Below are 17,028 nucleotides of genomic sequence, written 5' to 3' on the forward strand. Positions count from 1 at the left end.
TCGCGCGTCGCGCCGATCAGGACACGCGACCCCGCGCGGCGACCGGGATCTCGCCGAGGATCTCCTCGCCGCGTACCGCGACGTAGCGGTCGTGCATGTTGACCGTGACGCAGACGTGGTTGGGGACGATGCGCACGACCGCGCCGACCTCCGGCTTCTCCGGGCAGGCCGAGAGGTCGAGGAAGCCGTGTTCCTCGGCGAAGCGGGCGATGCGCGCCTGCGGGTACTCGCGCACGAGCCCGAACCCGTCGAGCCCGCCGCCGGTGTCGCTGGTGAGCGTCTTCGAGCCGGCATCGAGGATGCCGCGATCGGGCGCGGCGCGGCTGACCACGGTGGCGACGACGTGGAGCGCGCAGTCCGCGAGCCCGGCGGCGCCGCAGGCCATCATCATCCTGTCGTTGAAGATCGACGTGCCCGAACGGTGCTCGGTCGCGCCGACGATCCGCCCGAGATCGCGCAGGTTCGGCGTGCCGCCGGTCGAGACGATCCGTGCGGCGAGGCCGTGCGCGGCGAGCCCGGCCAGCGTCGCGTCGAGGAAGGCCTGCGTCTGCGCGACGGCGTCCTCGGGTCCGTAGAGGAGGAGGCCCTCGAAGGCGAGCCCGTCGCGCGAGGCGATGTCGCGCGCGAGGCTCACAGCCTCCTCGGGGGTGGTGACGCCGGCGCGCGCGCGGCCCGTGTCGCACTCGACGACGACGCCGAGCGGCCGCCCGGCGATCGCCCCGGCCTCGGGAAGGCCGGCGACGACGGTGGGATTGTCGGCGCAGACCATGACGCGGGTCGTGCGCAGGAGCGCGCCGAGCCTGCCGATCTTGTCGGCGCCCAGGATGTTGTAGGCGATCAGGATGTCGTCGAGGCCGCCCTGGGCCATCACCTCCGCCTCGCCGAGCTTCTGGCAGGCGATGCCGCGCGCCCCGGCCTCCACCTGCATGCGCGCGAGGATCGGGCTCTTGTGGGTCTTCACGTGCGGGCGGTTCGCGAGGCCGGCCGCGTCGCAGGCCGCCTGGAGGCGCGCGATGTTGCGGGCGACGACGTCGAGGTCGATCACGACGGCGGGCGAGCCGAATCGTCGGGCGATACGGTTGGCGAGATCGGTCACGGGCGGGCCTCCATGCGCTGACGACGACTCTCTAGAGCACTCGCCCACATGAGGAAAACGATTAGCGCGACCAGATCTGGACGACCGCGAGCGCCGCGTCGAGCGCGACGAGATCCGCACGGCCGCCGGGGACGACGCGGCCGCGCCCGTCGCCGAGGCCCGCGAGGCCGGCGGGAGTGGCGGTCGCCATCCGCAGCGTGTCGACGAGGGAGGCGCCCATCAGGTGCACGGCGTTGCGCACGGCCTCGTCCATGCCGAGATGCGCCCCCGCGAGCGTGCCGTCCTGCGCCGTGAGACGGCCGTCCTCGAGCCGGATCGGGCGCCCCTGCAGCACGAATCCGCCCTCGGCCGACCCGAGCGAGGGCATGGCGTCGGTGACGAGGGCGAGGCGGCGCGCGCCCATCAGGCGGTAGGCGCCCCGCAGGTTCGCAGGATGGACGTGCAGACCGTCGCAGATGATCCCGGCGCCCAGCCGCGGGTCGTCGAGGACCGCGCCGACGACGCCGGGCTCGCGCGCGGTGGACTGGGACATGGCGTTGTAGAGATGCGTCGCGCCGACCGCGCCCTCCGCCACCGCCCGGGCGACCGTTTCCGCATCGGCGTCCGAATGGCCGATGAAGACCCGTACGCCCGCCGCGACGAAGCGCGCGATCGCGCCGTCCGCGAGCCGCTCCGGCGCGAGCGTGAGGATCGTCGGCGCGATCGCCGCGAGCCGGGCGAGCCGCGCGAAATCCGCGTCGCCCGGCGTGCGCAGGACCTCCGCGCGGTGGACGCCGCGGCGGTTCGGCGCGAGGAACGGACCCTCGACGTGGAAGCCCGCCACGCCCGGCACGCGCGCGATCGCGGGCGCGGCGGCGACGAGCCGGTCGAGCACCGCTTCCGTGTCGCTGATCAACGTCGGCAGGAGCGCCGTCGTCCCGTGCGCGCGGTGGGCCGCGACGATGGCTTCGACGGCGGCGGGGCTCGGGTCGTCGTTGAGGAGGACGCCGCCGCCGCCGTTCACCTGGAGATCGACGAAGCCCGGCGCGAGGATCGCGCCCTGCGTCAGCCGCGTGCAGGGCAGGCCCTGCGCCCGCGCGGCGTCGCCGACGGCGGCGATGCGGCCGTCCTCGACGACGACGACGGCCTCGTCCCGGATGGTCTCGCCGTCGAACAGGCGCGGGGCCGCGATGGCGAAGGCGGTCATGGGCGGCTCCAGACGAATGGCTGCGGGAAGCGGCGCTGCGGTCTTGCCTCGCGGCGCGTTGCCTGCGACGGTCGTGGCTCGCCGGGCGGGCTCACCGAACGAAGACCACCATAGGACCACAGGGTGCGCAGCGGCAAGCGGCGGCATGCGCGGGAGGGCTTCATGGACGTGCTCGTGATCGAGGGTGGCCGGCGGCTCGAGGGCGCGGTGGCGATCGCCGGGGCGAAGAATGCCGCCCTGCCGCAGATCGCCGCGGCGCTCCTCTCGGACGCGCCGGTGCGGCTCGCCGGCCTGCCGCGGGTCGCCGACGTGGAGACCATGCTGCGGCTCGTCGAGAGCTACGGCCTCCACGTCGAGCGCGCCGGCCCCCACGAGGCCGTGCTCGACGCCGCCGCGGCGCGCAACGGCGAGGCGCCCTACGACAGCGTCCGCCGCATGCGCGCCTCCGTCCTGGTGCTCGGCCCGCTGCTCGCCCGTTTCGGCGAGGCGCGGGTGTCGCTGCCGGGGGGCTGCGCCATCGGCGCGCGGCCCGTCGACCTGCACCTGAAGGCGCTCTCCGCGCTCGGCGCGCAGGTGGGGATCGAGGCGGGCGTGATCGTGGCGAAGGCGCCCGCCGGCGGCCTCGTCGGCGGGCGCATCGTGCTGGCGAGCCCGTCGGTCGGCGCGACCGAGACCGCGATCATGGCCGCGACCCGCGCGCGCGGCGAGACCGAGATCCTCAACGCCGCGCGCGATCCCGAGGTGCAGGACCTCGCCGCCTGCCTCCACGCCATGGGCGCGACGATCGAGGGCGCGGGCACGCACCGGATCCGCGTATCCGGCCCGACCATGTGGCGCGCGGCCCGCCACGAGATCGTGCCGGACCGGATCGAGGCCGGCACCTACGCCATCGCCGCCGCGATCACCGGCGGGCGGCTCGAGCTGTCGGGCGCGCACCTCGAGCATCTGGCCGTCGTCGGCGAGGTGCTCGAGAGCGCCGGCGTGCGGCTCTTCCCCACCGATCGCGGGCTGATGGTCGACGGCAGCGGGCCGCTGCGCGGCGTCGACGTCACGACCGAGCCCTATCCCGGCTTCCCCACCGACCTCCAGGCGCAGTACATGGCGCTCGCGAGCGTCGCCGAGGGCGCTGCGCTGGTGCGCGAGACGGTGTTCGAGAACCGCTTCATGCACGTCCCCGAGCTCGCCCGGCTCGGCGCCGACATCCGGCTCGAGGGCACCTCCGCGCTCGTGCGCGGCGGCCGCCGCCTCAAGGGCGCGCCGGTGATGGCGACCGACCTGCGCGCGTCCGTCTGCCTCGTGATCGCGGGGCTGGCGGCCGCGGGGGAGACGGTGGTCAGCCGCGTCTACCACCTCGACCGCGGCTACGAGGAACTCGACCGCAAGCTGGTGCGCTGCGGCGCGGTGATCCGGCGGGAGACGCGGGCGGGCGCGTGAGGCCGCGCGGGCGTTCGGACCGACGGCCCCGCCTTGACGCCGCCATGTTCCGTCGCCATATGCGCGCCGGATCTCTCCCAGGAGGCGTCATACACGCCGTGGACCACCCGCCAGCAAGTACTCGACCCGTGTCGGCCTCGCACGAGGCCATCGCGCCGTGATCGAACCGATTATCGTTCTCCTCCTCGGTATCCTGGTCATCCTGGCGATCATCGCCGCGAACGGATACTTCGTCGCTCAGGAATTCGCCTACATGGCCGTCGACCGCACGCGTCTCGCGACGCGGGCGGCCACGGGCGATGTCTCGGCCGAACGCGCGCTCGCGGTGACGCGGCGCACGAGCTTCATGCTGTCGGGCGCACAGCTCGGCATCACGGTGACCGGCCTCCTGGTCGGCTACGTGGCCGAACCGCTGGTCGGCCGATCGCTCGGCGTGCTGCTCGGCGGGGTCGGAGTCCCGACCGAGGTGGGTATCGCGGCCGGGACGGTGCTGGCCCTGGTGGCCGCCACGATCATTCAGATGATCTTCGGCGAGCTCTACCCGAAGAACCTCGCCATCGCGAACCCGGAGCCGCTCGCGCGCGGGCTCGCCCGCTCGACCCTCGTCTACCTCACGGTCTTCGGCTGGCTGATCGGGTTCTTCGACAAGTCCGCGAACCTTCTGCTGCGGGCGCTGCGCATCGAGCCGGTTCACGACCTCGACGTCAGCGCCTCGGCGGACGATCTGCCGCGCATCATCGCCGACTCGCGCGAGAGCGGAGATCTGCCGGTCGAACTCTCGATCATGCTGGACCGCATCCTCGATTTTCCCAACCGCGACGTCGAGCACGCGATGATCCCGCGATCTCAGGTCGATTGGGTGCACCCGGAGACGACGCTCGACGATCTGCGCGAGCTGATGGCGCGGTCCCACTCGCGCTACCCGGTGATCGACGACGAGGACACGCCGGTCGGCGTCGTTCACCTCGCCGACGTGCTCGCCCGCCTCGCCGAGGGGCGGACCGGAGAGACCGTCGCCTCCGTGATGAGGCCCGCGTCGGTGCTGCCGACGCTGATGGCCTTGCCCGACGCCCTCACCCAACTCGGCCGCACCAACAACCAGCTCGCCTGCGTCATCGACGAATACGGCGGCTTCGCCGGCGTGCTCACGATCGAGGACCTCGCCATGGAAATCGTCGGCGAGATCACCGACGAGCACGACGTCGCGGCCCGCGATCCCGTCTCGTCCGACGGGGACGGCGTCTGGATCATGAGCGGAGACGTGCATCTCGACGAGGTCGAGCGCGCGATCGGGTACGATCTGCCGCGTGGCGACGTCGAGACCGTGGCCGGCATGCTCATCTCCGAACTCGGCGCCCTGCCGGCGGAAGGAGACACGGTCACGATCGACCTGCCCGTCGACCCCGCCGAGCTCGTCTCCGACGATCCGGTGCGGCAGCGGCTGGAGGTCGATGTCCTGCGCGTCGAGCGCCACGTCCCGACCGAGGTCCGCGTGCGGCTGGTCGAGTCGGCGATCGGGGAGGGCGAGCGATGACCGACCCGCTGATCGTCACGCTCGCGACCATCGCCCTCATCGCCGCGAGCGCGTTCTTCGTCGTCATCGAGTTCGCGCTCCTCGGCGCCCGGCGGCAACGCCTCGAAGCGCTCGCCGGGGAAAGCCGCTCCGCACGCGCCGCGTTGCGCGGCATGAACGACCTGACGCTGATGCTCGCCGGGGCGCAGCTCGGCATCACCGCCTGCACCTTCGCCCTCGGCGCGATCACGAAGCCGGCCGTCGACGGCTGGCTCGACCCGCTGTTCACGACGTGGGGCGCGCCGGAATGGGCCGGCGGCGGCGCGGCGTTCGCCCTCTCGCTGTTCGTCGTGACGTTCCTGCATCTCGTCATCGGCGAGATGGCGCCGAAGTCCTGGGCGATCGCGCACCCCGAACGATCCGCGTTGGCCATCGGCGTCGTCTCGCGGGGGTACATCTGGCTGCTCAGGCCGCTGCTGAGCCGGGTGAACGCTCTCGCCAACCGCCTCGTGAAGGCGTCGGGGGTCGAGCCGGTCGAGAGCGCCGCGGTCGGCGGGCGGGACATCGCGACCATTCGGCAGCTGGTCGAACATTCGGCGAAGGTCGGTACGCTCGAGCCGGGCGTGCAGCGGCAGATCTCCGGGCTCATCGACCTCGGAACCCTGCGGATCGACGCCCTGGTGGCGCCCGGGGCGGCGCCGATGCACGTGACCTCGGAGGCGACCGTCGCCGCCGTGCGCGCCGCCGCATTGCAGTCGGGACACATGCGCATCCTCATGCTCGACGCCGACGGAGCGCCGTCGGTGGTTCACGTGCGCGACACCCTGCTGCTGCCGGATGACCACTGCGCACGGGAGAGCGCACGCCCCGCATTCATGCTCGCGGCGCAGACGCCCGTCTACGAGGCGCTCGCGCGCATGCGCGCGGCGAGCGTCCAGCTCGCCGTCGTGATGGAGGACGACCGCGTGCGCGGCATCGTCGGCCTCGCCGAGATCCTGAAGCGCGTCCTGCCGGCCGCCGAAGCACTCCAGGAGGCGGCGCCCGTACACCGCGTCGCCGCCCGCTGACGCGCAGCGCTAGAGCGCCTTCCGACCCGACGGGGTCGGGTCGGGCGCTCTAGATTCTCGATTTTTCGCATCATTTTCCCGCGACCGGACTCCACTCGCTGGGATGATGCTCTAGCGCAGCCGCGGATCGAGCTGGTCGCGCAGCACGTCGCCGAAGAAGTTGAGCACGAAGGCGACGAACAGGATCGCGAGGCCCGAGAACACCGCCGACCAGGGCGACAGCAGCAGGAAGTTGCGGCCTTCCGCCAGCATCATGCCGAGCGAAGGCGTCGGCGGCTGTGTGCCGAGCCCGAGGAACGAGAGCGAGGCCTCGACCAGGATCGCGGTGGACATGAGCAGGCTCATCTGCACGAGCACGACGCTGGCGAGGTTGGGCAGGATGTGCAGCGCGATGATCCGCGCGTCCGAGGCCCCGATCGAGCGCGCCGACATCACGTAGTCGCTCGTCGCCACGACGAGCGCGGGGCCGCGCAGGAGGCGCGCGAAGATCGGCGTGTAGACGATCGCGATCGCCGCCGCGGTGGTGGTCGCGCCGGGGCCGAGCACGGCGATGATGCCGATGGCGAGCAGCATCACCGGGAAGGCGAAGAGCACGTCCATGACGCGCATGACGATGCGTTCCGTCCAGCCGCGATAGTAGGCCGAGATCAGGCCGAGCGTGCCGCCCACGAGCAGCGCCAGCCCCACCGCGCCGAAGGAGATCGCGAGGGAGGCGCGCAGGCCGTAGAGGATGCGCGTGAGCAGGTCGCGGCCGAACTGGTCGGTGCCGAGCCAATGCGCGGCGCCGGGGCCGCGCAGCCGCGCCATCACGCTCTGGGCGAGCGGATCGTAGGGCGCGACGAGCGGTGCCGCGAGCGCGAGTAGAACGGTCGCGGCGAGGAAGCCGGAGGCGACGATGAGCACGGTCGGCGGCCGGCGCCGCGCGGTGGCGGGAGCTGCCGAGGCCATCAGGTCTTCACCCGCGGGTCGATCCAGGCGTAGACGAGGTCGACGACGAAGTTCACCGCCACGAAGACCACGGTGACGAGGAGGATCGTCGCCTGGAGGAGGGGATAGTTGCGCTCGGCGATGGCGCCGAGCAGGAGCCGGCCGAGCCCGGGTATGGCGAAGACCTGCTCCACGACGATGGCGCCGGAGAGCAGGTAGCCGGTCATGATGCCCACCGACGTCACGAAGGGGATCAGCGCGTTGCGCAGCGCGTGCTTGTAGAGGATCGCCCGCTCCGACACGCCCTTGGCGCGGGCGGTGCGGATGTAGTCCTGCTGGAGCGCGTCGAGCATGGCCGAGCGCACGAGCCGGGCGAGGTTGGCGAGGATCGGCAGCGCGAGCGCGATCGCCGGCAGGATCAGGCGGGCGAGGTTGCCGAGCGGATCCTGCGAGAAGGGCACGTAGCCCAGCATCTGCACGCCCGGCGCGAGCGTGGTGAGCGCCAGGATCATCATGATCCCGAGCCAGAAGGACGGAACGGTGAGCCCCGCCACCGAGCCGATCTGCAGCCCGATCTCCCAGCCGCGCCCGCGCAGCCGCGCCATCAGCACGCCGAGCGGCACGGCCAGCGCCGCGCCGATGACGAGCGAGAGCCCGGCGAGCTGGATCGTCGGCCAGATGTGCACCGCGATCTCGTCGATCACCGGACGGCGGGTCCACAGCGACTGGCCGAGATCGCCGGTGAGGACGCCGCCGATCCAGTGGAGGTACTGCACGACGATCGGTTGGTCGAGGCCGATGCGGGCGCGCAGCTCGTCCATCCGCTCCGGCGTCACCTCCGCGTTGGCGCCGAGCATGATCGCGACCGCGTCGCCGGGGACGAGGCGGATCATCAGGAAGGTGATCACCGACACGCCGAAGAGCACGACGACGAGGTCGGTCAGGCGCGAGAGGATGAAGGAGCGGCGCATCCCGTGTCCCGGCGAGAGGGGCGGCCGGCCGGCGCGGGGCCGGCCGGCCGCCCGTGGGCGACGCGTCTCACTGCGCGGTGGACGTCTCGGCGAGGGTCGACAGCGAGCGGTTGGCGATGATCTCGAAGCCCGAGAGCCCCTCGCGCGTCGCCGTGTAGAGCTGGCCGTAGGCGACGTGCGCCACCGGGCCCTCGCAGGCGAGGATGCCCTGGAGCTCGTCGTAGGCGGCCTTGCGCGCCGCCTCGTCGCGCTCCGTGCGGCCGGTCTCGAGCAGCTCGTCCACGCGCGGGTCGGAGTACTTGAACACGTTCGTCGAGCCGCCGGTGCGGAAGGCGCGGTAGAAGAAGTCGTCCGGATCGACCGAGCCGGCGTTGGCCGAGGCGAAGATCTCGAAGTTCGAGTTGCGCCAGTCCTGCACGAAGGTGCCGAGCTCGGGAATGTTGAGCTCCACCTCGAAGCCCGCCGCCTCGAGCTGCGCCTGCGCCACCTGGGCGATGTCGCGGATGTCCTGGCGCGGCAGCACGAGCATCGTCAGCTTCACCGGCGTCTCCACGCCGGCCTCGGCGAGGAGCTCGCGGGCCCGCTCCGGCGAATGCTGGTAGCACGGGAACTCCGACACGTCGCGTGCCCACGCCTCGAGCGCCGGAGAGAGCGGGCCGGCCGGAACGCCCGACCCGAACAGGGCGGCCTGGACGATCGCCTCGCGATCGAGGGCGTAGTTCACCGCCTGGCGCACCAGCGGATCGTCGAAGGGCGGTTGCGACGTGTTCATGCCGATGAGCGTGTACGACAGCTCGAGCGTGTCCTGCAGCACAACGCCCGGACGGCCCTGCAGCTGCAGCGCCGTCGCCGCGTCGATGTTCGGCAGCATCTGGTACTGGCCGCTCGCGATGCCGACCTGGCGGGTGGCGGATTCGGGTACGATGTTGAAGCGCACGCCGTCCAGCTTGGGCATTCCGTCGCGCCAATAGTCCTCGTTGGCGCCGAGCAGGATGAAGTTGTTCGGCTGCCACTCCTCGAAGGCGAACGGCCCGGTGCCGACCGGCTGTTGCTGGAGCGATTCCGCATCGGCCTGGAACGCGCTCGGCACGATGGCGATCGAGGCGAGCTGCGTGAGGAAGGGCGCGGAGGGCTCGGAGAGCGTCATCTCGACGGTGCGCTCGTCCACGGCGCTGGCGCCGGCGACGGCCGCGACGCGGCTCGCCAGCGGCGAGCCGATGGCCTCGGACTTGACGCGCTCGATCGAGGCGACCACGTCCTCGGCGGTCATGGCCGAGCCGTCGTGGAAGGTCACGCCCTCGCGCAGGGTGAAGGTGTAGGTCGTCCCGTCGTCGGAGACCTCCCAGCTCTCCGCCAGCGACGGGCGGATTCGCAGGTCGGGACCGACCTCCGTGAGCGCCTCGTAGACCGTGCCGTTGACCACCTGGAACGAGGCGAAGGCGGTCACGATGTGCGGGTCGAGACCGGCCGGGGAATCCGATACCGCGAGCTCGAGCACTTGCGCGCCCGCGGCACCGGCGCCTACGCTCATCGCGGCGACGAGGGCCGCCGTCGAGATCAAACGCTTCATCGTCTCGTCCTCCCGTTGTCGGCGGATCCCGGCCGCCTGCTTCGTTATTGGTAGTCCGCTATAATACCAATTGCAAGCCACTTGCCGCACTAGGCCGGAGCGTCGCCGGCGGGGCGGCCGGCGAGGTGCATCGCGCCCGTGACGGCGTCGTCGAGCGCGGGCGAGAGGCGCCGGCGCACGTCCGGCGCGAGCCAGGCCTCCACGGCGCTCGACAGCCCGCCGATCAGGCTCACCCGCGGCGCGCCGCGGTCGACGAGCGCGCGCACCAGCCCGTCGATCTGCTCGGCGCCCGCCTGGACGAGGCGCCGGCCGACGGGATCTCCCGCATCGGCGTGGCGCATCACCAGCGGCGCGAAGGTGGCGTAGTCCGTCGCCGTGGCGCGATCCATCCACGCGACCGCCTCGAGCGGGTCGTCGCCGAAGCGGGCGAGCACCTCGCGGGTCAGCGGGCTCGCCTCGTGGCGGCCGTCGGCGGCGCGCAGGGCGACTCGGACGGCCTGGAGCCCCAGATCCGCGCCGGAGCCCTCGTCGGAGATGGGAAAGCCCCAGCCGCCCACCCGCAGGTCGCGGCCCTCCACGCGCCCGAGCCCGCACGAGCCCGTCCCGCAGATCACGATGGCGCCGTCCCGGCCGGCGTGCGCGCCGAGGCAGGCGACGAGGCCGTCGGTGGCGAAGGCGATCGACGCGAAGGGGTGCGCGAGCGCCTCGAACGCCTCGCGCGCGCCCTTGCGCCCGAGCCCGGCGACGCCGATCCCGGCGCGGATGCGCGCGATCTCGGCCGCGCCGAGATCCGCCTCGGCGATCGCCGCCTCGGCGGCCTGGAGGATCGCGGCCCAGGAGCGCTCGATGCCGAAGCGCGTCGCCGCCGGCCCGGCGAGACCCTGCCCGAGCACCGTGCCCTCCGCCGTCTCGACGCGGGCCCGGCAGCCGGTGCCGCCGCCGTCGACGCCGAGATAGAGCGGCGGCGCGTTCGCGGCGGGGCCGGTCGAGCTCATCGCGTCACTCCTCTGCGGCGGCGCCGGTCCCCTCGCGAGGATGGCGCACGACCGCCGATGGTTGTACCCTGTCGCGACCGACGCGCCGCGACCGGCGCCCTCGCGGAATAGGACCACATGGATAGCACGTCCGCCCCGGCCGGCGATATGGCCGCGATCGTCGAGATCCGCGTCAACCGGCGGCCCTTCTCGGTCGCCCCCGGCCTCACCGGGTCGGGGATCGCGGCCCTTCTCGGGGTTCCCGCCGACAACGCGGTGGTCGAGGTGCAGGCGGCCGACGGGACGCTGGTCGCCTGCGCGCTCGACGACCCCGCGCCGATCGCGCCGCACGCCGAGTTCCTCGTGACCCGGCAATACGTCATGGGCGGCGCGCCCGCCGCGGACGCCCCATGAGCGCGGGCGTGCTCGTCCGGCTCGCCGCGCCGGAGCTCGACGCGCTGGAGCGGCTCCTCCTCGCCGACGACGCCCGCGAGAGCGCCGCCTTCGTCCGGCTCGGCTGGCGCGAGACGCCGCAGGGGCTCGTCCTCGCCTTGGCGGGCGTCGATCCGCCGCCGGAGGGTGCCGTCGTCGGCACCGCCGATGCCGTGCGCATCGACGGCCGCTGGCTGCGCGACGTGGCGCTGGCGGCGGAGGAGCACCCGCTCGCCGTCGGGCTCGTCCACACGCACCCGGGCGGCGCCGATCCGCGTCCGAGCGCCGCCGACGACGAGCTGGACGACTACCTCGTCGGGTATCTCGCGGATTTCGCACCCGGCCGGCCGTTCGCGAGCCTCATCCTCTCGCGGGTGACCGGCGACACCGGCCCGGAGATCGCGGTCTCGGGCCGGGTGTGCGTCGGCGGTTCCTGGCGCCCGGTGACGCGGGTCGCGGCGGGGCGGCGCCCCGATATCGTATGCTGGCCCGAGGGCCGCCGTCCCCCGCCCGCGCCGATGCCGCCGGAGCGCGTCGCGCGGCTCACCAGCGCCTTCGGGCGCGAGGCCTACCAGCGCCTCCAGCGCGCGACCGTCGCCCTCGTCGGCGCCGGGGCGACGGGCTCGTCGGCGATCCCGATCCTCGCCCGCGCCGGCGTCGGCCGCCTCATCGTCGTCGACGCCGACCACGCGAGCGATTCGAACCTCGAGCGGCTGCACGGCAGCGTGCCGCAGGACGTGGTCGACCGCGTGCCGAAGGTCGCGATCGCCCGCCGCCACGTCGCCGCCTTCGCGCCGGACGTCGTGGTCGAGGCCTACATCGGCAAGCTGCCGCAGCCGGAGATCGTCGACGCGGTGGTCCGGGCGGACCTGCTGCTCGGCTGCACGGACCAGCATGCGAGCCGCCTCGCGGTGGCCGACGTCGCCCGGCGCTTCGCGATTCCCGCGATCGACATCGGCGGGCTGATCGAGGGCGCGGACGGCGTCGTGACCGGGCAGCTCGTGCAGCTCGTGCGATTCCTGCCGGACGACCCGTGCCCGCGCTGCCGGGGCATGATCAGCGAGGTGCGGGTCGCCCAGGAGCTGATGTCGCCGGCCGATCGGCTCTCCGCGCAGGCCCAGGCCGAGGCGGCCCGCGCCCGCGGCGAGCGGCCGGACCCGATCGCCACCGCGATCCCGCAGATCGACACCGTCTCGTGGATCACGACGACGGGGGGCACGCTCGCGGCGGGCTTCGCCGTGGGCTGGCTGACGGGGCGCTTCGATCCGCGGTTCGAGCGCCTCCAGCTCGACCTCGTGTCGGACTGCCTCGGCGCGGTGGACCGCCCGCAGCGCGCGCGGCCGGGCTGCGTCTGCACCCGGACCCGCGGCTTCGCCGACCAGGCGGCGGACACGGCGCCCGTCGTCCCGCCGCCGCATTGGGCGCCGGTGCGCAGCCTCCCCTGATCAGCCGCCGTCCTGGTCGGTGGCGCGCAGCGTCGCGACGAAGTCGTAGCGGTCGCCGCGATAGGCCGAAACCGTGAGCTCGACCGGGCGCCCGTCGGCGAGGAAGGCCCGGCGCTCGATTCGCAGGATGGCGCAGCCCGGCGCGACGGCGAGGAGCCGCGCCTCCTCGGCCGTGGCGAGGGACGCCTGCAGGCGCTGCACGCCCCGCACGGGACGGCAGCCGGCGGCGGCCAGCGCGGCGTAGAGCGAGGCGTCGACCGCCTCGGGTCCGGCGAGCGCCCAGGTCGGCACCGTCGCGGTCTCGATGGCGAGCGGCTCGTCCTCGGCCGTGCGCACCCGCGAGAGGCGCACGACCGTCTCGTGCGGGCCGAGCCCCAGCGCCAGCGCCTCCGCCGGGGAGACGCGCGCGGCCTCCTTCGACAGCCAGAGCGAGCCCGCCCGGCGCCCGCGCGTCGACATCTCCTCGCTGAAGCTCGCGAGCACCGAGAGCGGCTGCTCGATGCGGCGGGTGACGAAGGTGCCCGATCCCTGCCGCCGCACGAGGATGCCTTCGCGCAGGAGCACCTCGATGGCGTGGCGCACGGTGATGCGGGCGAAGCCGGTCCAGGCGGAGAGGTCGCGCTCGGAGGCGAGCGCCTCGTCGGCGCGGAAGACGCCGCGCTGGATGGCGTGGCGCAGCGCTCCCGCGAGCTGGAGGTAGCGCGGGGTCGCGTCGGTGCGCGCGTCGAGCGCCGCGAGGATCTCGGCCTTGGCGTCGGGTCTCGCCCCGCCCTCTTGGCGCGCCCGCCCCGCGCTCGCCGTGCTCGTCATCGTGCCTCCGTGCGCCCCGCGGCGCGCCCGCCCGCTCTCCGCGTTCGGCCTAGCATCATCCGCCGCGGAATTCACGCGTCCCCGACGGTGCGGGGCGCGTCCCCGAGCAGCGCGGCGAGCCGCGCGAGGGAGCGCACCTGCGCGCCGTTCTCGACGTGGCTCTCGCCCGGCCCGGGCTCGACCTCGACGACGAGCGTCGCCGCCGCGCCGAGCCGGGGCGCGAGCGCGGCGAAGGGGAGGGCGCCCGTCCCGATCTCCAGCCCCTCCGAGACGATGCCCTCCACGAGCCGCGGCTCCGGCAGCGTCGGATCGGCGACCTCCGCCACGCCGAGGAGCACCGCGTCCGAGACGTGCAGCCAGGGCATCGCCGGATCGACGAAGTCGAACGGGTGGAGACGTGCCGCCCGGTCGAGATCGTCGGCGTCGATCCAGGCCGCGCGCGGGTCCCCGGCGAGGGCCGCGGGGCAGGCGCGCTTGCGGTTGAACAGGTTCGACGAGAGCGTCGCGTGCGCGACGTCGACGAAGGGCGCGACGTTGCCGATCCCCTCGCGCGCGCAGAAATCCCGGAACGCGGCGATCTCCCAGGGGAAGAAGTGATCGATCGGCCCGGCGAGGAAGCTCGTCCCGTCCCGCGGCAGGAGCGCGTAGTGGCCGATGTTCTCGACGAGCAACGTCAGGTCCGGCGCGCGGCGGGCGAGGTCGCGCACGATCGACTCGAAGCGTGCCACCGCCTCCGCCTTCGAGCCGATCCGCGGCGGCCGGTTCCCCAGGACGAGCGCGCCGTAGCGGTGGATCACGAGCGCTTCCGCACCGATCTCGCCGGCGAGCGCGATCGCCCGCTCGCACTGGCCGACGTCGAAGAACACCTCCGTGACGATCGGCACCTGCTGGACCGGCACGTGCAGGACGAGGCGCGCGTCCGGGGCGCGCTCGCGCAGCCGTGCGACGGCGGCGCGGGAGGCGGCGCGGCCCTGCGCCGTGTCGACGTCCCGCGCGCCGAAGGTGTGGAGCTCCAGCACGACGGGCCGGCCCATGGCGACGAGCGCGGCGGCGCGCGCCTCCAGCTGGGCGACGTCGGCGAGGGCGCCCTTGAGCGCGAAGGTGGGCACGGCGGCGGCCTCCCGAACGCTGTCGTTCGGGCCATGATAGACCCGATGGTCCTGAGAAGGTAGCATACCGGAAGTCGGATTGGCGCACGGTCATGCGCCTCGAGATCGCCGCAATCGCCCACCGTCGTTGTGGCCCGGCGCAATCGCGGATGGGGCATGCTCATCGGCGCGGCGCCCGCGGCAGGAGGTGCACGATGACGCATCCCGCTTTCCCGGCACAGGCCGCCGCCGATCCCGTCTCGCGGGCGCGCGCGTTGCTCCCGTTGGTACGCGACTGCGCCGGCGAGGGCGAGCGGGCGGCGCGGCTGCCGGATCGGGTGATCGCCGCCCTGCGCGACGCGGGGCTCTTCCGGCTGCTCCAGCCGGCCCGGTACGGCGGCGCCGAGGCCGCGCCCGAGACCTTCTTCGCCGTGCAGATGGCCCTGTCGGAGGCGGACATGTCGACGGGCTGGCTGCAGGGCGTCATGGGCACGCTCGCCTTCCATCTCGCGCTCTTCGACGAGGCCGCCCAGGACGACGTCTGGGGCACGGACCCCGATGCCCTGATGGCCTGCTCCTACATGCCGACCGGCGTCGCCGAGCCGGTCGCGGGCGGCGTGCGGCTCTCCGGCCGCTGGGGCTTCGCCAGCGGCGCCGATCATTGCGACTGGCTGCTCCTGGCCGGGAAGGTGGCGCATCCGGACGGCCCGCCGGACCTGCGCGTCTTCCTCGTGCCGCGGGGCGACGTCGCGATCCACCGGACCTGGGACACGACGGGCCTGCGCGCCACGGGCAGCCAGGACGTGAGCGTCGAGAGCGTCTTCGTGCCGGCCCACCGCGCCCATCGCCACGCGGACCGCTTCGCCGGGACGAGCCCCGGGCTCGCCGTCGGCACGGCGCCCCTCTACCGGCTGCCGCTGCCGCAGCTCCTCTTCCGCAACATCACCACGCCGGCGATCGGGGCGCTCCAGGGCTTCCTCGACGCCTTCCTCGAGCATTCGCGCGCGCGCGTCGCGGTCACCGGGCAGGCGATCGCGCACGATCCCGTGGCCCAGCAGGTCGCCGGCGAGACCCGCGCGGCGATCGACGAGATGGCCACGATGATGCGCATCAACTTCGCGCGGCTGATGGCGCATGCCGAGCGGGGCGTGCAGGCGCCCGTCGCCGACCGGATGCTCTACCGGCTCCAGGCGACGCGATGCGCCGAGCGCTGCACGCTCCTGGCCGCGCGCCTCTTCAAGGCCTGCGGCGCCTCGGGCCTGTCGCGCGCGCATCCGTTCGGCCGCTACGCCGCCGACATCGCCGCCGCGCGCCAGCACGCCGCGAACCAGGTCGAGGCCCAGGCCCGTGCGCTCGGCGCGGCGCTGCTCGGCGTCGGCGGCGAGGATACCGTCCTGTGAGCGCATCGGAGCACCGTGCCATGATCGACCACACAGCCCCGCAGGACCTGGCGCGGGACCCCGTGCCGGACCTGCCCTTCACCGTCGCGTTCGACGAGCGCGACGAGGAGGAGGTGATGGCGCGCTGGCGACGGGTCCTGCGCTCGAGCCGCTGGAGCCACGGCGACGAGATCGCCGAGCTGGAAGCGGCGTGGAGCGCGCTGAACGACCTGCCCGCGGTGGCCTTCGACAATTGGGCCGGGGCGGCGGCCGCGGTGCTCGACTACGTCGGTGTCGCGGGCGAGACCGTGCTGTGCCCCTCCAACACCTTCCTCGCGACGCCGCGCGCGGCGCTGAACGCAGGCGCCGAGGTGGTCTTCTACGACTGCAACCGCACCGACCTTTGCGGCTCCTTCGAGGACTTCGTCGCGAAGGCGCAGGCGTGCCGGCCCAAGGCGGCCTGGATCGTCCACATCGGCGGCCACATCGCCTTCGACGTCGCCCGCATCGCCGAGTATTGCCGGGCCGAGGGCATCGTTCTCCTGGAGGATTGCGCGCACGCGGCCGGTGCCTCCTGGAACGGGGCCAAGCCGGGGAGCTGGGGCCTCGCGGGGATCTACTCGCTCTACGCGACGAAGACGGTCTCGACGGGGGAGGGCGGCATCGCGGTCGGCGCCGACGAGGGCCTGATCGCGCACCTGCGCTCCTACCGGGACTACGGGCGCGGCTCGCGCTACCGGGTGCAGGGCATGAACCACCGGCTCGACGAGTTCCGCGCCGCGCTCGGCGTCGTGCAGGTCAAGCGCCTGCCCGAGATCGTGGCGTGGAAGAACGCCTACGCCCGCACCGTGCTCGATGCGCGCCACCCGAGCCGCCTGAGCCTGCCCGAGGGCATGACGAGCGGGCTGTACAAGTATGTCGTGTTCGAGCCGATCGCCCGCTCCACGGGCCGGGTCTACGAGCTGCCCTGCCACCGCATCTTCGGCCGGGACGTGTCGCTCCCGAACACCGACTGGGTGGCCGAGAACCATTGGTGCGTGCCGCTCTACTACCCGCGGACCGCGGCCGAGCGCGCCGCCGTCGGGATCGTCGTCGGCTAGGCGGACGGCGGCGTGCTCGCCCGCCGGGTGGCGGAC

15 protein-coding genes are annotated in these 17,028 nt (G+C 73.5%); 7 read left to right on the forward strand and 8 right to left on the reverse strand.

What is annotated here, in order from left to right; genetic code table 11:
* Window positions 1–16 precede the first annotated feature (16 nt).
* Entirely contained in the window at window positions 17–1,096 is a 1,080-nt protein-coding gene (locus tag AB9M23_RS12075) for an alanine racemase (protein ID WP_372424797.1), read from the reverse strand.
* A 61-nt stretch (window positions 1,097–1,157) separates the two neighbouring features.
* The gene (gene nagA, locus AB9M23_RS12080; RefSeq protein ID WP_372424798.1) at window positions 1,158–2,282 is read right to left on the reverse strand and encodes an N-acetylglucosamine-6-phosphate deacetylase; all 1,125 of its coding nucleotides are present in this window, start codon (window positions 2,280–2,282) and stop codon (window positions 1,158–1,160) included.
* A 162-nt stretch (window positions 2,283–2,444) separates the two neighbouring features.
* Between nagA and murA the strand changes: the two genes are divergently transcribed.
* The 3 genes from murA (at window position 2,445) to AB9M23_RS12095 (ending at window position 6,296) form a co-directional block, all read left to right on the forward strand.
* Window positions 2,445–3,716, forward strand: coding sequence for a UDP-N-acetylglucosamine 1-carboxyvinyltransferase (gene murA / locus AB9M23_RS12085; RefSeq protein WP_372424936.1), 1,272 nt, complete (start codon window positions 2,445–2,447; stop codon window positions 3,714–3,716).
* Between the two features lie 157 nt (window positions 3,717–3,873).
* A complete protein-coding gene (locus tag AB9M23_RS12090) occupies window positions 3,874–5,250 on the forward strand; it encodes a hemolysin family protein (protein ID WP_372424799.1) in 1,377 nt (458 codons plus the stop codon).
* A complete protein-coding gene (locus AB9M23_RS12095; protein ID WP_372424800.1) occupies window positions 5,247–6,296 on the forward strand; it encodes a CNNM domain-containing protein in 1,050 nt (349 codons plus the stop codon). The genes AB9M23_RS12090 and AB9M23_RS12095 overlap by 4 nt, the downstream gene beginning before the upstream one ends.
* A 111-nt stretch (window positions 6,297–6,407) precedes the next feature.
* Here the strand turns inward: AB9M23_RS12095 and AB9M23_RS12100 are convergent, their stop codons facing one another.
* From AB9M23_RS12100 to AB9M23_RS12115, 4 genes are all read right to left on the reverse strand, one after another.
* Window positions 6,408–7,244 (reverse strand): ABC transporter permease, encoded by an 837-nt coding sequence (locus tag AB9M23_RS12100; RefSeq protein ID WP_372424801.1) that lies wholly within the window; start codon window positions 7,242–7,244, stop codon window positions 6,408–6,410.
* The gene (locus AB9M23_RS12105; protein ID WP_372424802.1) at window positions 7,244–8,194 is read right to left on the reverse strand and encodes an ABC transporter permease; all 951 of its coding nucleotides are present in this window, start codon (window positions 8,192–8,194) and stop codon (window positions 7,244–7,246) included. Before AB9M23_RS12105 ends, AB9M23_RS12100 begins: the two co-directional genes overlap by 1 nt.
* A gap of 67 nt (window positions 8,195–8,261) precedes the next feature.
* Window positions 8,262–9,764, reverse strand: a complete 1,503-nt coding sequence (locus AB9M23_RS12110; protein ID WP_372424803.1) for an ABC transporter substrate-binding protein — start codon at window positions 9,762–9,764, stop codon at window positions 8,262–8,264.
* Between the two features lie 89 nt (window positions 9,765–9,853).
* A complete protein-coding gene (locus AB9M23_RS12115) occupies window positions 9,854–10,759 on the reverse strand; it encodes a glucosamine kinase nucleotide-binding domain-containing protein (protein ID WP_372424804.1) in 906 nt (301 codons plus the stop codon).
* 117 nt (window positions 10,760–10,876) lie between these two features.
* On the opposite strand from AB9M23_RS12115, the gene AB9M23_RS12120 reads away from it, so the two are divergent.
* Window positions 10,877–11,152, forward strand: coding sequence for a hypothetical protein (locus tag AB9M23_RS12120; protein WP_372424805.1), 276 nt, complete (start codon window positions 10,877–10,879; stop codon window positions 11,150–11,152).
* Window positions 11,149–12,615: a ThiF family adenylyltransferase gene (locus tag AB9M23_RS12125; RefSeq protein ID WP_372424806.1), complete on the forward strand. Its 1,467-nt coding sequence runs from the start codon at window positions 11,149–11,151 to the stop codon at window positions 12,613–12,615. The genes AB9M23_RS12120 and AB9M23_RS12125 overlap by 4 nt, the downstream gene beginning before the upstream one ends.
* Here the strand turns inward: AB9M23_RS12125 and AB9M23_RS12130 are convergent, their stop codons facing one another.
* Window positions 12,616–13,425 carry a GntR family transcriptional regulator gene (locus AB9M23_RS12130; protein WP_372424807.1) on the reverse strand — a complete coding sequence of 270 codons (810 nt, stop codon included), beginning with the start codon at window positions 13,423–13,425 and terminating at the stop codon, window positions 12,616–12,618.
* A 71-nt stretch (window positions 13,426–13,496) separates the two neighbouring features.
* The gene (locus tag AB9M23_RS12135) at window positions 13,497–14,534 is read right to left on the reverse strand and encodes a hypothetical protein (protein ID WP_372424808.1); all 1,038 of its coding nucleotides are present in this window, start codon (window positions 14,532–14,534) and stop codon (window positions 13,497–13,499) included.
* A 194-nt stretch (window positions 14,535–14,728) separates the two neighbouring features.
* Here AB9M23_RS12135 and AB9M23_RS12140 point away from each other — a divergent pair, with 194 nt between their 5' ends.
* Both AB9M23_RS12140 and AB9M23_RS12145 read left to right on the forward strand, forming a co-directional pair.
* The gene (locus tag AB9M23_RS12140; protein WP_372424809.1) at window positions 14,729–15,913 is read left to right on the forward strand and encodes an acyl-CoA dehydrogenase family protein; all 1,185 of its coding nucleotides are present in this window, start codon (window positions 14,729–14,731) and stop codon (window positions 15,911–15,913) included.
* A gap of 20 nt (window positions 15,914–15,933) precedes the next feature.
* Complete coding sequence (locus AB9M23_RS12145; RefSeq protein WP_372424810.1) at window positions 15,934–16,992, forward strand: DegT/DnrJ/EryC1/StrS family aminotransferase; 1,059 nt, start codon at window positions 15,934–15,936, stop codon at window positions 16,990–16,992.
* Window positions 16,993–17,028 lie beyond the last annotated feature (36 nt).

Origin of the sequence: Salinarimonas chemoclinalis, assembly GCF_041514305.1 — a bacterium.
In the GTDB taxonomy this organism is placed as follows: domain Bacteria; phylum Pseudomonadota; class Alphaproteobacteria; order Rhizobiales; family Beijerinckiaceae; genus Salinarimonas; species Salinarimonas chemoclinalis.

Excerpts from the sequence above, each read along its gene's own strand:
- AB9M23_RS12145 (WP_372424810.1), top strand. The coding sequence starts at position 15,934 with ATGATCGACCACACAGCCCCGCAGGACCTGGCGCGGGACCCCGTGCCG.
- AB9M23_RS12130 (WP_372424807.1), bottom strand. The coding sequence starts at position 13,425 with ATGACGAGCACGGCGAGCGCGGGGCGGGCGCGCCAAGAGGGCGGGGCG.
- AB9M23_RS12125 (WP_372424806.1), top strand. The coding sequence starts at position 11,149 with ATGAGCGCGGGCGTGCTCGTCCGGCTCGCCGCGCCGGAGCTCGACGCG.
- AB9M23_RS12120 (WP_372424805.1), top strand. The coding sequence starts at position 10,877 with ATGGATAGCACGTCCGCCCCGGCCGGCGATATGGCCGCGATCGTCGAG.
- AB9M23_RS12095 (WP_372424800.1), top strand. The coding sequence starts at position 5,247 with ATGACCGACCCGCTGATCGTCACGCTCGCGACCATCGCCCTCATCGCC.
- AB9M23_RS12110 (WP_372424803.1), bottom strand. The coding sequence starts at position 9,764 with ATGAAGCGTTTGATCTCGACGGCGGCCCTCGTCGCCGCGATGAGCGTA.
- AB9M23_RS12100 (WP_372424801.1), bottom strand. The coding sequence starts at position 7,244 with ATGGCCTCGGCAGCTCCCGCCACCGCGCGGCGCCGGCCGCCGACCGTG.
- AB9M23_RS12140 (WP_372424809.1), top strand. The coding sequence starts at position 14,729 with ATGACGCATCCCGCTTTCCCGGCACAGGCCGCCGCCGATCCCGTCTCG.
- nagA (WP_372424798.1), bottom strand. The coding sequence starts at position 2,282 with ATGACCGCCTTCGCCATCGCGGCCCCGCGCCTGTTCGACGGCGAGACC.
- murA (WP_372424936.1), top strand. The coding sequence starts at position 2,445 with ATGGACGTGCTCGTGATCGAGGGTGGCCGGCGGCTCGAGGGCGCGGTG.
- AB9M23_RS12105 (WP_372424802.1), bottom strand. The coding sequence starts at position 8,194 with ATGCGCCGCTCCTTCATCCTCTCGCGCCTGACCGACCTCGTCGTCGTG.
- AB9M23_RS12115 (WP_372424804.1), bottom strand. The coding sequence starts at position 10,759 with ATGAGCTCGACCGGCCCCGCCGCGAACGCGCCGCCGCTCTATCTCGGC.